At 63.4% G+C, this 13,115-nt stretch carries 15 protein-coding genes and 1 pseudogene; 5 read left to right on the top strand and 11 right to left on the bottom strand.

Annotated elements, in window-relative coordinates:
* Nucleotides 1-5 precede the first annotated feature (5 nt).
* The 7 genes from LB533_RS19550 to LB533_RS19520 all read right to left on the bottom strand — a co-directional run bounded on the left by LB533_RS19550 (nucleotide 6) and on the right by LB533_RS19520 (nucleotide 3,307).
* Entirely contained in the window at nucleotides 6-404 is a 399-nt protein-coding gene (locus LB533_RS19550) for a DUF1801 domain-containing protein (protein ID WP_224677962.1), read from the bottom strand.
* 99 nt (nucleotides 405-503) lie between these two features.
* Nucleotides 504-959, bottom strand: a complete 456-nt coding sequence (locus tag LB533_RS19545; RefSeq protein WP_224677961.1) for a DUF1801 domain-containing protein — start codon at nucleotides 957-959, stop codon at nucleotides 504-506.
* A gap of 11 nt (nucleotides 960-970) precedes the next feature.
* Nucleotides 971-1,195 carry a hypothetical protein gene (locus LB533_RS19540; RefSeq protein ID WP_224677960.1) on the bottom strand — a complete coding sequence of 75 codons (225 nt, stop codon included), beginning with the start codon at nucleotides 1,193-1,195 and terminating at the stop codon, nucleotides 971-973.
* Between the two features lie 33 nt (nucleotides 1,196-1,228).
* Nucleotides 1,229-1,621, bottom strand: coding sequence for a VOC family protein (locus tag LB533_RS19535; protein WP_140657466.1), 393 nt, complete (start codon nucleotides 1,619-1,621; stop codon nucleotides 1,229-1,231).
* 75 nt (nucleotides 1,622-1,696) lie between these two features.
* Entirely contained in the window at nucleotides 1,697-2,125 is a 429-nt protein-coding gene (locus LB533_RS19530; RefSeq protein ID WP_224677959.1) for an SRPBCC domain-containing protein, read from the bottom strand.
* The gene (locus LB533_RS19525) at nucleotides 2,122-2,445 is read right to left on the bottom strand and encodes an ArsR/SmtB family transcription factor (protein WP_140499215.1); all 324 of its coding nucleotides are present in this window, start codon (nucleotides 2,443-2,445) and stop codon (nucleotides 2,122-2,124) included. The genes LB533_RS19530 and LB533_RS19525 overlap by 4 nt, the downstream gene beginning before the upstream one ends.
* 130 nt (nucleotides 2,446-2,575) lie before the next feature.
* A complete protein-coding gene (locus LB533_RS19520; RefSeq protein ID WP_224677958.1) occupies nucleotides 2,576-3,307 on the bottom strand; it encodes a gamma-glutamylcyclotransferase in 732 nt (243 codons plus the stop codon).
* Between the two features lie 228 nt (nucleotides 3,308-3,535).
* Between LB533_RS19520 and LB533_RS19515 the strand changes: the two genes are divergently transcribed.
* The 3 genes from LB533_RS19515 (at nucleotide 3,536) to LB533_RS19505 (ending at nucleotide 8,183) form a co-directional block, all read left to right on the top strand.
* Entirely contained in the window at nucleotides 3,536-4,228 is a 693-nt protein-coding gene (locus LB533_RS19515; protein ID WP_224677956.1) for a DUF2270 domain-containing protein, read from the top strand.
* Between the two features lie 160 nt (nucleotides 4,229-4,388).
* Nucleotides 4,389-5,675: a DUF763 domain-containing protein gene (locus LB533_RS19510; RefSeq protein WP_224677954.1), complete on the top strand. Its 1,287-nt coding sequence runs from the start codon at nucleotides 4,389-4,391 to the stop codon at nucleotides 5,673-5,675.
* A 300-nt stretch (nucleotides 5,676-5,975) separates the two neighbouring features.
* Nucleotides 5,976-8,183, top strand: a complete 2,208-nt coding sequence (locus LB533_RS19505; RefSeq protein WP_411970900.1) for a cation:proton antiporter — start codon at nucleotides 5,976-5,978, stop codon at nucleotides 8,181-8,183.
* Between the two features lie 9 nt (nucleotides 8,184-8,192).
* On the opposite strand, the gene LB533_RS19500 is transcribed toward LB533_RS19505, so the two are convergent.
* Both LB533_RS19500 and LB533_RS19495 read right to left on the bottom strand, forming a co-directional pair.
* On the bottom strand, nucleotides 8,193-8,336 hold the full coding sequence (locus LB533_RS19500; RefSeq protein ID WP_181167671.1) for a hypothetical protein: 144 nt from the start codon (nucleotides 8,334-8,336) through the stop codon (nucleotides 8,193-8,195).
* Nucleotides 8,337-8,533: 197 nt separating this feature from the next.
* The gene (locus tag LB533_RS19495) at nucleotides 8,534-9,367 is read right to left on the bottom strand and encodes a methyltransferase domain-containing protein (protein ID WP_224677951.1); all 834 of its coding nucleotides are present in this window, start codon (nucleotides 9,365-9,367) and stop codon (nucleotides 8,534-8,536) included.
* A 468-nt stretch (nucleotides 9,368-9,835) separates the two neighbouring features.
* Between LB533_RS19495 and LB533_RS19490 the strand changes: the two genes are divergently transcribed.
* Entirely contained in the window at nucleotides 9,836-11,587 is a 1,752-nt protein-coding gene (locus LB533_RS19490; RefSeq protein ID WP_224677950.1) for a carbamoyltransferase, read from the top strand.
* 8 nt (nucleotides 11,588-11,595) lie between these two features.
* Nucleotides 11,596-12,207 (top strand): sugar transferase, encoded by a 612-nt coding sequence (locus tag LB533_RS19485; protein WP_140641978.1) that lies wholly within the window; start codon nucleotides 11,596-11,598, stop codon nucleotides 12,205-12,207.
* Between the two features lie 32 nt (nucleotides 12,208-12,239).
* On the opposite strand, the pseudogene LB533_RS30180 reads toward LB533_RS19485, so the two are convergent.
* Nucleotides 12,240-12,376: pseudogene (locus LB533_RS30180) on the bottom strand (IS630 family transposase); the annotation flags it as partial.
* Nucleotides 12,364-12,885 carry a hypothetical protein gene (locus LB533_RS19480; RefSeq protein ID WP_140641976.1) on the bottom strand — a complete coding sequence of 174 codons (522 nt, stop codon included), beginning with the start codon at nucleotides 12,883-12,885 and terminating at the stop codon, nucleotides 12,364-12,366. The gene LB533_RS19480 and the pseudogene LB533_RS30180, both read right to left, overlap by 13 nt.
* Between the last annotated feature and the right edge of the window lie 230 nt (nucleotides 12,886-13,115).

The raw sequence follows: 13,115 nt of genomic DNA, 5'->3' as shown, positions 1-13,115 counted from the left end.
CCGGATCAACGTCGGGCCTTGGACTTGTTCAAGGCCACTGCGGCGCGGATGAGCGCCTTGAACGCCTCCTCGTCGACCTCCTCGCCTTCTTGGAGATCGATGGCGCGCCTGGTGTTTCCTTCCAGGCTGGAGTTGAACAGGCGCGACGGATCGGGCAGCGCCGCACCCTTGGCGAAAGTCAGTTTGACGACACTCTTGTAGGTCTCGCCGGTGCAAATCATTCCGGCGTGCTCCCACACCGGAACCCCTCGCCACTTCCACTCCTCGACCACTTCGGGGTCGGCCTGCCGGATCAGGCCGCGCAGCCGGCCGAGCATCTCGCCCCGCCAGTCGCCGAGTTCCTCGATCCTGCCGTCTATGAGCTGCGAAGGAGACCTGCCTTCTGGCGACCCGCTCTTCGTCATGTCCGTTCTCCTTCAGGCTTGAGGGCGATCACCGCCCCGTCCGCCCGATCATAGGCGCTCTGTCGCGCGCGGCAAATGCCGGGGCCCGGCACGCAAATCTCACATCCGTTCGCCGGGCAATCGGCTCGCCTGCTTCACCCAGTCGGTGAACTGGGCCTCGTCGAACTCGTCGTCCTGATGAATATCAAGGTAACGCGTGTCCTTGCTCTTGGACTGGCCAGGCGGCACCGGGCGCAGCGACATGCCGCGGAAGAAGGCCACCTTTATGTATTTCGTGAAGCAATGAAAGCTTAGGAACCAGCCCTCGCCTTCCATGCCATAGAAGGGCGAGTTCCATTTGACGGCCTTGCGCACATCAGGCACGGCACGCTCGATGAGCGCGTCGAGGCGGCCCCCGACCTCACTCTTCCAGCCCGGCATGGCCGCGATGTAGGCCTGGACGGGGGCGTTGCCTTCGCCCTTGGCGATCTGCGGGTTACCGCCAGAAAGCAGGACCGGACCGGCGGTTGCAGGTCTGGCGGCGCCTTTGGCTGATTGTCCCTGCGTCTTCGCCATCCATCCCGTCCTTACTGGCTCGCGCTCTGCCGCCCGTTAAGCCGCTTGGCAGCGTATGGCAGCACGAACATGTAGAGGCCGCTGACCAGCAGCAGGAACAGCGGCAGCAGCGGCGAATAGACCACCCAGGCAGGCGGCTGTCCCAAGCCCATGGCGACGAAGTTGGCGAGGACGGTCCCCGTGAAGATGATCGACAGCCAGCGATGCGTTTGCCGGACCCATTTGTTCCAATCCATGATACCTCCTCTGGAAATAAACGAACGCCTGCCTTACCAGCGCGCCAGCTGCGTGATCTGGATGAGGTTGCCGCAACTGTCGTTGAGCTGCGCAATGGTGGAACCGGTCACTTCGGTCGGTGCCATGGCGAAGGCCCCGCCCCGCGCCTTGATGCGCTCGTGATCGGCCTTGATGTCGTCGGTGAAGAGCATCAGCGCCGGCTGGCCCTGCTTGAACAAGGCCTGCTGGTAGGCCTTGGCCGCGGGGTTGTCGTTCAGCGCAAGCTGCAGCTCGGTTCCCTCAGGCTCGTCCGGCGAGGCCACGGTCAGCCAGCGAAACGGACCGTTGCTGAAATCGGCCTTCTTGGTGAAGCCCAACACGTCGGTGTAGAAGGCAAGTGCCTTCTCCTGATCGTCCACATAGACGCGGGTCAATTTGATCTTCATCGCATATCCTCCATAGGTTTCGTTTGCTCCGGGCCGCCCTCGAACGGCCTCGCCATGAACTCCGGCCGGCGGGTTTCAGTCCGTCCGTGCCAGGAGCTCTTCCAGCTTCTCCAGGAATTTCGGCCATCCCATCTTGGCGCCGCCATAGGCCCGCCTCTGCTCGGGCCGGAAACCGGACTGCTCCATGCGCAGATAGGTTCCGGCAGGCGTGGGGGTGAGCGTGAAGGTCACCACGCTCCTGAGATCGAAGGCGGGGTCCTGGTGCGCGAGGTTCCAGGTGTAGGACAGCGTCTTGTGCGGCTCGACGGCAAGCACCTGGCAATCCAGCACGCCGCCCCAGTCGGTGCTGATGTTGAAGCGATGGCCCACGACCGGATTTAAATCGTTCTTCATCAGCCACTCCTCGATCAGATGCGGTTGCGTCAGCGCGCGCCAGAGCTTTTCCGGCGGATGCGAAATCTGCCGCTCGACGACGACGGTGCGGGTCTCGGCACTGTCGTTCACTGGTCCATCCTTTTGAGCAGATCCTCGAGATCGTCGAACCGGCTTTCCCAGAACCCGGCCATCTCACGCGTCCAGTCCATCAGCGGCGCCAGTGCGCCGAGTTGCGCGCTGTAATGCGTCTGGCGGCCTTCATGGCGGTCGCGCACCAGCCCGGCCTGCTTCAGCACGCCAAGATGCTTCGACACGGCCGGCTGCGAGACCCCGGACTGGATCGTCAGCGCTCCCACCGTCTGCTCTCCCTGGCGGCACAGCCGTTCGAAGATGGCGCGCCGTGTCGGGTCGGCAAGCGTTCTGAAGAGCGCATCATGAGCATCCGGCATTTAATCGATAACCCGTTGGCTATTGATTTGACGTATAACCGTCGGGATATATGTTCGTCAAGCGGAAGATTTGGAGGGCCGGGAAAGCGTCCGGAACTTCCGGGTCGCGTTGCGCTGGGAACGCCGATCGCTAAACCGTGGCGTGGACGCGGTTGATCTCCTCGGCCACCAGCGCCTGCAACTGCCACAGATTGCGATCGCGAATGCCGCAGGCGTCGAGGTGGCGGATGGTCTCGAACAGATATTGCGCGCCCGAGCCCCAATGGCCAGCGGCCCGGGCCAGCGTCGCCGCGATCGCCCGTTTGTCCAGCCTGCCGACATAACGCGCATTGGCGGGATCGACGACGAAGCCGAGCGCGCGGTACGTGCCGCCCTCGGTCCTGACCCGCAGCCAGCGCGGCACGTTGACGGCGGGCAGAATGGTCATCTCGCGGCGCAGCAGCGCCTCGAGATTGTCGGCAACCGGCTCCGCGAGCTCGAACACCATGCCCTGGCATTGGCCACCACGATCGAGCGCCATCATCAGGCCGGGCTGCTCGATCGTGCCGCGAAACCGCTGCACGGTGAAGCAGAAGGAGCGGTGCCAGCCGGTCGCCACCGCGCGCTCGCCGCCCCTCACCTCGCCCGCCGGCTTCCACAGCAGCGAGCCATAGGCGAACAGTTTCAGCGGCCCGGCCGGCGCATCGCCCAGGATTTCGTCGCTGAAACGCGCATAGTCGGCATCGGTCATGTAGACCATGCCCGGCGTCGGCCCGGCATCCTCGATTGAGCGCAAGGTGCGGGCGACCAGCGCCTCCGTCAGCGCCATCGCCGCGCTTCGCGTCGTGGACTGTGAACGTGCGGCGGATGTCGGCCTGTTCATCTTCGTACTCCAGCCTCGCCGCCATGTTGCCCAAGGCAAAGGGATTCTCAAGAGCCAGAGCCATTCGGACGCGGACTCAGAAGCTGAGCGAACCTGCCTAAGCGTTTGAAAAGCCTCGGCGCACCGCCGTCGCGATAGAATTGGCGGAAAGTCCGCCTGGGTCGGCGCCATCCGCCGTCGGCGGAACGAGATCGCGTTCGAGGCGTTCCATTAGGTTGGGAGGGAACTATGAACGATGCGCCGGCAACGCCCGTCGGCAGGACGCTTTCGCCTGGCGAAATGGTCACCGTGATGTCGCATTTCCATCGCGCCGAGATTGCGCGCATGGCGGGATGGCGCGACCGTATCGACAGGACCAGCAATTGGGCGATCACAGTCGTGGCCGCGATGCTGTCGGTATCGCTGTCGACGGCCAGCGCCCATCACGGCGTGCTGTTGTTCGCCATGCTGCTGGTGCTGCTGTTGCTGTGGATCGAGGCGCGGCGCTACCGCTTCTTCGATGTCTACCGCGCCCGCGTGCGCCAGTTCGAGCGCCACTATTTCGCGCAGATCTTCTCGCCGCAGCCGGACTTCGCCTCGGACTGGCTGCTGATCGTCGGCGAAAGCCTGCGCACGCCGAAATTCCTGGTCTCGCAGCGGGTGGCGCTGGCGCGCCGTCTGCGCCGCAACTACATCCACATGATGCTGATCCTGCTGCTCGCCTGGATCCTCAAACTGTCGACGCCCAGCCTGCTCGACCAAACCGCGCCGGTCGGCTTCGTCGGCACATTGCGCGAGGCCGTCAACGCCGCCGCCCTGGGTCCCGTGCCCGGCCTGGTCATCGTCACGCTGGTCGCCATCCTCTTTGCCGGCCTGCTGGGCGTCGCCCTACTGACGCCCGACGACAACGACGAACTCTCCTTCGGCGACGTGCATGTCTAGTCCGCGATGGACAAAAACGCTTTGCGAACAACCGGGTGAGACGCCATCCTGAATCAAACCGCGAATGAGCGTCTGTGTGCCGGCTTGGAAAATAGCCGCATGGATGCCATCTAGAGGGAGAGAGAGCCGGTCCTCGGCCGGCCACGGAGCATCGAAACAAGTGACGCAGCGAAGCGGCAGCGCCGACCTGCCGCTGCATGGCGGACGGGTCCCGAAATGGCTTGACGACCGCATGACGCGGCTCGGCGCCGTGCTGTGCGAGGCGATCATCCACCATTACGGCCGCGACGAGCTTCTGCGCCGGCTGGCGCATCCCTTCTGGTTCCAGTCCTTCGGTGCGGTGATGGGCATGGACTGGCATTCGTCCGGCATCACCACCAGCGTCATCGGCGCGCTGAAGCGCGGGCTGACGCCGCTGTCGGGCGAGCTCGGCATCCATGTCTGCGGCGGCCGCGGTTCCCATTCGCGCAAGACGCCGCATGAGCTGGAAATGATCGGCGAGCGCGTCGGCATCGACGGCGCGGCCCTTGCCACAGCCAGCCGCCTGGTCGCCAAGGTCGACAGCGCCGCCGTGCAGGACGGTTTCGACCTCTATCTGCATGGTTTCATCGTCACCGACGACAGCCGCTGGGTGGTCGTCCAGCAAGGCATGAACGGCGACAGAAGACAGGCGCGCCGCTATCATTGGCTGTCGGAGGGCTTGAGGAGTTTCGTCGACCAGCCCCACGCGGCGATCGAGGGCGAACGGCAGGGCGAGATCGTCAACCTCACCGACCATCGTGCCGAGGCCTCGCGCAGCGGCCAGCTCGACCTTCTGCGCCAGCTCGGTCCCGACCGGATCGTGCACGAATTCGCCGCCCTCGAGCCCGCGACGGCTTCGGCAAAGCGCGACAGTGCACAGCCGATGCTGCCCAACCTGGTCATGCCGGCGCACCATGACGTGCGCGAAAGCGACATCGTCATGCGCCGGCTGCACGGCAACATCTCCGCCGCCATCGAGAGCGGCCCGACGGACTTTCCCGAATTGCTGCTGGTTCCGGGCGTCGGCGCCCGCACCGTGCGGGCGTTGGCGATGGTGGCGGAGGTGGTGCATGGCGCGCCGTGCCGCTTTTCCGACCCGGCGCGCTTCTCGCTGGCGCATGGCGGCAAGGACCGGCATCCCTTTCCGGTGCCGCTGAAGGTCTATGACGAGACCATCGCCGTCATGAAGTCGGCGGTCGCCAAGGCCAAGCTCGGCCGAGAGGAGGAGCTTGGCGCCCTGCAGCGGCTCGACGGCCAGGCGCGGCGACTGGAGCGCTACGTCACCGGCCCGAGCCTGAAGGAGATCGTCGCCGGCGAGTTCGACCAGTCGCACCTGCTCGGCGGCCGCAGCGTCTTCGGCCCGGAGCCGCCGCCCGCCCCGCCGGCGCAGCCCTTGCCGGCAGCCGCGCCGAAGCGGTCGGGCTAAGAGGCCAGCAGGCGCCACCTGAGTATCGACGCAGCTCAGGCTTGCTCCCTGTTGTTTGCCCGCCCCGCAACCTTGCGCAGCCTTGCACGTTTATAGCAGCGATGCGTGCGGACCTGATCCGATCCTGCCGGAACAGGCCAGCCCTGCCGAACGGGAACGGTGTTCCGGAAATCATCTATTGAGGGCTGGATGGACCGGCAGCGCCTGCAAACGACATTTCTCCTGGCCGTCTTGACCATCGCCGCCTTTGCCTCGCCGGGCCCGGCCTGGGCCGCGCAGCCGGCCAGCCACGCCGCGGGCATGGGCGGCTCGGCGGAGGGCGTTTTCGTCGCCGAAATCGTGCTTCTGCTTCTGGTCGGGCGTGGCCTGGGCGAAATCTTCCAGCGCTACGGCCAGCCGGCGATCATGGGCCAGCTGATCGGCGGCATCCTGCTCGGGCCTTCGCTGTTCGGCTGGCTCTGGCCGGGCGCGCAGCAGCTGATCTTCTCGACCGACCCCGCGCAGAAGAGCATGATCGAGGCGGTCTCCCAGCTCGGCGTCCTGCTGCTTCTGCTGCTCACCGGCATGGAGACGGACCTGCGCCTGGTGCGCAGGGTGGGCGCGGCGTGTTTTTCGATCTCGGTCACCGGCGTACTCGTGCCCTTTGCCTGCGGTTTCGCGCTGGCGCAGTTCCTGCCCGACACGCTGCTGCCCGACCCCGGCGAGCGCGTCGTCGCCGGGCTTTTCCTTGGCACGGCCCTGTCCATCTCCTCGGTCAAGATCGTCGCCATGGTGGTGCGCGAGATGAACTTCATGCGCCGCAATCTCGGCCAGGTCATCATCTCCTCGGCCATCATCGAGGACACGATCGGCTGGCTGATCATCGCCGTCACCTTCGGCATCGCCACCAATGGCAGCCTCCAAATCGTGCCGCTGGTGATAACGGTGGCCGAAGTGGCGCTGTTCATGGTGTTCTCCTTCACCATCGGCCGCCGGCTGGTGTTCACGCTGATCCGCTGGAGCAACGACAGTTTCCGCAGCGAATACGCCGTCATATCGGTCATCCTGATCATCATGGGCGTTATGGCCCTGATCACCAACCTGATCGGCGTCCACACCGTGCTCGGCGCCTTCGTCGCCGGCATACTGGTCGGCGAATCCCCGATCCTGTCCAGCCACATCGAGAGCCAGTTGCGCGGCGTCATCACGGCGCTCTTCATGCCGATCTTCTTCGGCATGGCCGGGCTTTCGGCCGACCTCACCGTGCTGGCCGACCCGACGCTGGCGCTGCTGACGCTGGCGCTGGTGCTCATCGCCAGCATCGGCAAGTTCGGCGGCGCCTTCATCGGCGGCCGCTTCGCCGGCATGACGCTGAAGGAGGCGACCGCCGTCGGCAGCGCCATGAACGCGCGCGGCTCGACCGAGGTGATCGTCGCCTCGATCGGCTTGTCGATGAACATCCTGTCCCACAATCTGTTCACCATGATCGTCACGATGGCAGTCATCACCACGCTCGCCATGCCGCCCATGCTGCGCTGGGCGCTCGGCCGGCTGCCCGTCGAAGACGCCGAGAAGCAGCGCGTCGACCGCGAGCTGCTCGACGAGCGCGGCTTCGTCTCCAAGCTGGAGCGGCTGCTGCTGCTGGTCGACGACAGCCCGGTCGGCAAGTTCACCGCCTATCTCGCCGGCCTGGTCGGCGGCGGCAGCGGCATGCCGACCACGCTTCTCCACCTCAAGGACGGCAGGCTTGCCGGCCCGGCCCGCGACAAGGGCCCGGAGCGCGCCTTGAAGGAGGTCAAGAAGGGCGCCGCCAGAAGCGCCAAAGCGGTGAGCAAGGCCGAGGACACGCCGGTCGAGAAGGTGCATCTCACCGCCCGCAGCGAACGCGAGGCGACCGCGCAGACAATCGCCGAGGAGGCGCGCAAGGGCTACGGCCTGCTGCTGGTCGGGCTCGAGGCCATGCTGACCGAGAAGGGATCGTTCACCGAGGCGCTCAACGACATGACCAGCGGCTTCGACGGTCCGCTCTGCCTTGTGCTGAACGGTGCCGGCGCCGGGGGCAAGATGCCGGTGCTGCGCGCGGGCACCACCATCCTCGTTCCGGTCAACGGCACGGAAGTGTCGCGACGCGCCGCCGATTTCGCCCTGGCGCTGGCAAGGCCGCACCGGGCGCGGGTCAAGGTGCTCTATGTCTCGCAGGCGCGCAAAGGCGCCCGGCAAGGCACCGTTTCGCACCGCCGCGAGGAGGCGGTGCTCAAGGACGTGGTCGATCTCGCCGACCGCTACGGCGTCGCCGTCGATACCGCGATCCGCGCCCGCGCCACGCCCGACAAGGCGATCGCCAGGGAAGTGGCCAAGGGGGCGGCGATGGTGGTGATGGGCGTCACGCAGCGGCCGGGCGAGGAACTGTTCTTCGGCGACACCGCCATGGCGGTGCTGGCCGCCGTCGCCTGCCCGGTCGTGCTCGTGGCAAGCGACCGCATCCGCGCCGAAGCAAGGCCCGAGGCGGCGGCCGAAACCGGCGCTTAATGGCTGTGTCTAAAGGCCGAAGAACTGCCTGCCGATCACATAGCCCAGCGCCACCACGGCCAGCGGGAACAGCGCCGGCGCGACCTTGCCGAGGACCGAGCCTTGCTGTTCTTTTGGTGGCACATAGCGTGCATTGCCGAGATTCTTGGTCATTGCGTACCCCCGCGCGAACCAATTTATTAGCAGATGCTTATTAACAGCACGGCCGAATTAATGGTTCGCGAAGAAATTCGCTCGAAAGCCGGCCATTTGAGCGGAGGGCTGGCGAATGCGGTTTGGCTTGGCCTCGATCTCGGAATCGGGTTGCCCGGGCCTCGCAGTGCCGCGGCATCGGCCGTGGCAGCCGGCCGCTAAATCCGGCAGACCGTCATGACGAAGAACTCGCGGTAGCAGAAATCGGGATCGTCGAGCAGGCGATCCGGCCGCTGCTTCAGCTCCCGCCAATAGGCCTGGTCCGCGTCAGGCAGGGCATAGCCCGGCGCGACGCTGGAAAAATAGGCCAGCAGGTCGCGAACATAGTCGCGCGTGAAGCGAGGCGCGGGCGCCCAGCGCTCGACCAGCCAGCCCTTGCGGCTGACGACCTCCAGGCCCGCCTGCCGCAGGCGCGCCGGAAGCGTCGAACCGCAATCGGTGCCGAGCACGCCCCGGTCGCGAAACCCCTGCAGCCTGGCGGCCATGAACCGCGCCAGCAGGGCCCGGTCGATGGGCAGGATCTGCAGGATGGTCGAATCGAAATCCTTGACCGCGAAGATGCCGCCCGGCTTCAGCACGCGCCTGGCCTCGCCGACGGCAAGCTCGAACTCGGCCGGCGTCAGATACTGCATGACATTGCCGGACCAGACGCAATCGAACGATGCGTCGGCGAAGGGCAGCGACAGGATGCTGCCGACATGCGTGGCGATTTCCGGCGGCTCGGGCAGCGTGCCCGCGAGCGCCTCGACCCGGGCGATGTTTTCGGGCGCGAGGTCGAGCGCGGCGATGAAGCCGGATGGGCCGACGGCGCTCGCGATGAGCGGCAGGAAGCCGCCGCTGCCGCATCCGGCGTCGAGCACGCGCCAGCCCGCGCGGATGCCGACGTCGAGCAAGGCCGCCTCGTATTCGGGCCGCGACGATTCGAAATGAAGGTCGAGCCAACCGGCCTCGCTCGCTTCGTGACCGGTGGACGTTTGGTTCCTGGCAGACAAAGGACGACCCCCCATGGCGCGGCAGGGATAGAAGCGCACCCGACGGCATCGCGCAATGCCCTGCGAAGCTAAGTGAACTAGCGCCGGTGATTGCCCTCGTCAGTTGAAGGTTGGATGGCCGGAATGCGCCCTCACGTCGGACATTGAAGTCAGCGCTGCCACTGCCTTAAAGCGGACATAACAGGCGACTGTGCGGGAGGTCGTGGTTGCGCCATGAGCTGCCACTTGCTTTGGAAAGATCGAACGTCGCGATCGGATCAGTACCGCGACGTTCGACGAATTCGGGCGACAAGGCACGACTGGTGCGACAACGCTGGGCAGGCGGAAGTACTAAAGTTTCGCGCAAGTAGGGTGCGCATCGGCCGCAGCCGAGCGGAAGAGCAGACAGCAAGTCCCATATATCGTTAGATAGATGGCCAATGGAGACGCCTTCACCTATCGTTCCCGATGCAGTGGGAGGCGATCAACATGGCTGATTATTTTCTTGGTGTTTTTGAGGGCGGATACGATCCTTCCGCAGGTCTTGTTCGTTCAGGAAAACTGCTGGCGTTCGCGGAGGAGGAGCGGTTTCTGCGGAACAAGCATGCAAAGGGCTGCTATCCGACACAGGCAATCAAATTCTGCCTCGAACATGCCGGCATTGGAGCGGACGACTTAGGGAGTTTGGCCATAAACTGGGATATTCCCTCCTACACCAATGGCGCGATGCGAGAATTCTTCGAAGCGATGGGACGTGAATGGCCGCTCGACCGGAACACGATCGGTTGGCAAAATCGATTGCTGAGCCATTTCTCCGAGCAGAACGTAATCGATCGTCACATGATGGAATGGCGGCGCGCCTTCGGCACCGACAGGCTACCATCGATCTCCCCACTGCCGCACCACTATGTCCACGCGATGCAGGCTTATATGCAATCGCCATTTGATCATGGGTTGTGCCTAACGGTTGATGGATCGGGTGATCGGCATTGCACCGTCCTCTGGCATTGCGAAGGCGACCGAATTGTTCCGATATATGAAATTGCGATGCCGCATTCGCTCGGCTGGTTTTATGCCGCCGCCACCGAATATCTCGGTTTTGAAGCCTACGATGGTGAATACAAGGTCATGGGCCTAGCCGCCTATGGTCGTCCCGACGCAGAAATCCAAGCTGCCGTCCGGCGCATGATCTTCGAGGCCAAGGACGGTATCGGCTATTGCATCGACCCGGCGATGATTCACTATGGTCCGCACGGTTGGTCAAACCGCTTCACCGACAATTTTGCTACTCTGATGAACCACCGACCTAGAGGAGAAAGCGAACCGCTGACGGAATGGCATTTCAATTTTGCCTTTGCCGTTCAGGAAGCGCTGGAGGAAGCGACGCAGCGGCTCGTCCGTTGGGGGTGTCGGCAGACGGGCGCGACAAATTTGTGCATCAGCGGAGGCGTCGGCCACAACGTCAAGATGAACACGAAGCTATTCGAGCTCGACACCATCGGGCGTATATTTCCACATCCCCTGTGCAGCGACAGCGGGGCGGCGGCAGGCTCTGCCCTGGTGGCTTGCTGGCAGCGGACCGGCAGCCGACCTGAAAAGCTCCGGACACTGGCACTTGGCAATGAGGAAAGCGACGAGCAGATTGAAGATATGCTCAAACGCTGCGGCATCCCTTATTTCCCGTCCAATGACATTGCTAAGACAGTTGCGTCCGAATTGAGTCAGGGCCAGATCGTCGGTTGGTTCCAGGGTCGCATGGAGGCCGGTCCGAGGGCGCTCGGACAACGCAGCATATTGGCCGATCCGAGAAGGGTAGAGATGCGTGACAAGGTGAACGCCGTGATCAAGTATCGCGAGCCTTGGCGTCCGTTCTGCCCTTCGATGAAGGCGGAGGCCGCCGACCGTTATCTGGAGGCATGGGACGATGCGCCATTTATGGTGATCGCATTCCGCGCGAAGCCCGAGCTCAAGGAAGCGGCGCCAGCTATTGTGCATGTCGACGGCACGGCGCGGGTCCAACTTGTCCATCGAGATTCGAATCCGCTCTATCACCGGCTTCTCGATGCTTTCGAGGAACTCACCGGCGTGCCTATCCTTCTAAACACATCGTTTAACGTGAAGGGCGAGCCCATTGTCTGCACCGCAGTTGATGCCGTGCGTACATTCCACGGGACCGGGATGGACGCTCTCGCCATCGGCAACTTCATCATCCGGAAACCCGCACAGCCCCTGCCAATTTGATGCGCGCGATGAAGGGCCATCTGTATCGGACAGCGGACGTTGTCATCTCTCTACTTGCGCTCGTCGCTTGCGCGCCGATGCTTGTGCTGTTAGCCGCCGCCATCTGGGCAAGCATGGGACGACCGATATTATTTACGCAGTTGCGCAGCGGCAGGAACGGCAGTCTCTTCACATTAGTGAAGTTCCGCTCAATGACGAACGCCCGTGATTTCGAGGGGGCTCTGCTCCCGGACGCCGATCGCATGACGCCATTCGGTGGCTTCCTGCGCCGAAGCCGGCTCGATGAACTGCCCGAGTTGTGGAATGTGCTGACCGGCCGAATGAGCCTGATCGGGCCGCGGCCAATCTTGCCAGACACGATCGCGGCCTTTGGCGCAGACGGCGCGCATCGTGGATCGGTTCGTCCGGGGCTTACAGGGTGGGCCCAGATCTGCGGAAATTCGTCACTCAGCAATACGGACAAGCTGGCGCTGGACCTTTGGTACATTGAGCATCGTTCGCTGAGGCTGGACTTCACCATTCTGCTGGGAACGATCAAGCTCATGATTTTCGGGGAAGCCATCGACCACAGCCGGATTCGTGCTGCGTCGGGTCGGAAAAGAGGCGGCGTCTCGACCTGAAACAAGATGGAGCCGTCGACCCATTGTATCAATTTCAACGTTTGGAAACCGCGGTTTCGGGCGGCATGATGTCGTCAGGCTTGATTTTCCAGATGAATGGTTGCGGGCTCTCGGCATTGTATTCGCGGATGAAGCGGCTGATAGCCTTGTCGTGTCTTAAATCGGCAACAACGGCTGAACAACTTTCCCACGGAGTTGATCGTTGTCAGCATGGAAGCGTCGAGTTGAAACCATCTTGCCGAACTTCGCAACATCGTCGTCGAGCAGTGCCGGAGCTGAACTCGCGGGCCAGATACGGCGACGATCTATGCCAAGCGACAGCAAGGAAGCTCGGAACGGCTTCGTTGCGGCGAAAACGACCTCCGCCGCGAATAAGGCCTCTTGCATCCGAGCTCCGTTGTCCATGCGAAGATAGATCACGCCGGGTATCGTTAGCGGCAAAAAAGGGACGACAGGATCCAGTATTTTGTTAACGACACGCGGATCGACCTGATTCAGAATGAGTGCTACGATGCCTGCTTGGCTGGCTCTGTAGGCAGAGCAGATTAACGTGGCAGGCGGGTTGCCGTTTGGAGTTGGCGCGATCTCTACTGCCGCCCACGGCCGCTTCTCTTCGGCAAAAAGCGGAGAAGACCAGGCAGCCGATAGATAGGGCTGATATGTTCTTCGGATTGACAATGATCCCCCAAATGCACCTGAGAATTGCCAAGTGGTCAGGTTACATTCTGGAAATCCCGCCGTACATATATCCAACGATGTATAGGAGGTTCTCAATGTTGCCGTGTATATTCTCTATGGGTACGCTGTCGTACAAACCCGGATGGCAAGAACAAACACGGCCTAAGGAGTGTATCATCGCTTGGCATCATTCCGCGATGTGACGGCGTAAAGCCGTTCGGCCGAGCGCC

The sequence above is a fragment of the Mesorhizobium sp. BR1-1-13 genome (assembly GCF_020165515.1).
Lineage (GTDB): Bacteria > Pseudomonadota > Alphaproteobacteria > Rhizobiales > Rhizobiaceae > Mesorhizobium.
The sequence above is the reverse complement of the archived record's forward strand: the minus strand, read 5'-3'. Positions and strand labels throughout refer to the sequence as shown.

Excerpts from the sequence above, each read along its gene's own strand:
- LB533_RS19550 (WP_224677962.1), bottom strand. The coding sequence starts at position 404 with ATGACGAAGAGCGGGTCGCCAGAAGGCAGGTCTCCTTCGCAGCTCATA.
- LB533_RS19545 (WP_224677961.1), bottom strand. The coding sequence starts at position 959 with ATGGCGAAGACGCAGGGACAATCAGCCAAAGGCGCCGCCAGACCTGCA.
- LB533_RS19540 (WP_224677960.1), bottom strand. The coding sequence starts at position 1,195 with ATGGATTGGAACAAATGGGTCCGGCAAACGCATCGCTGGCTGTCGATC.
- LB533_RS19535 (WP_140657466.1), bottom strand. The coding sequence starts at position 1,621 with ATGAAGATCAAATTGACCCGCGTCTATGTGGACGATCAGGAGAAGGCA.
- LB533_RS19525 (WP_140499215.1), bottom strand. The coding sequence starts at position 2,445 with ATGCCGGATGCTCATGATGCGCTCTTCAGAACGCTTGCCGACCCGACA.
- LB533_RS19520 (WP_224677958.1), bottom strand. The coding sequence starts at position 3,307 with ATGAACAGGCCGACATCCGCCGCACGTTCACAGTCCACGACGCGAAGC.
- LB533_RS19515 (WP_224677956.1), top strand. The coding sequence starts at position 3,536 with ATGAACGATGCGCCGGCAACGCCCGTCGGCAGGACGCTTTCGCCTGGC.
- LB533_RS19505 (WP_411970900.1), top strand. The coding sequence starts at position 5,976 with ATGGGCGGCTCGGCGGAGGGCGTTTTCGTCGCCGAAATCGTGCTTCTG.
- LB533_RS19500 (WP_181167671.1), bottom strand. The coding sequence starts at position 8,336 with ATGACCAAGAATCTCGGCAATGCACGCTATGTGCCACCAAAAGAACAG.
- LB533_RS19490 (WP_224677950.1), top strand. The coding sequence starts at position 9,836 with ATGGCTGATTATTTTCTTGGTGTTTTTGAGGGCGGATACGATCCTTCC.
- LB533_RS19485 (WP_140641978.1), top strand. The coding sequence starts at position 11,596 with ATGAAGGGCCATCTGTATCGGACAGCGGACGTTGTCATCTCTCTACTT.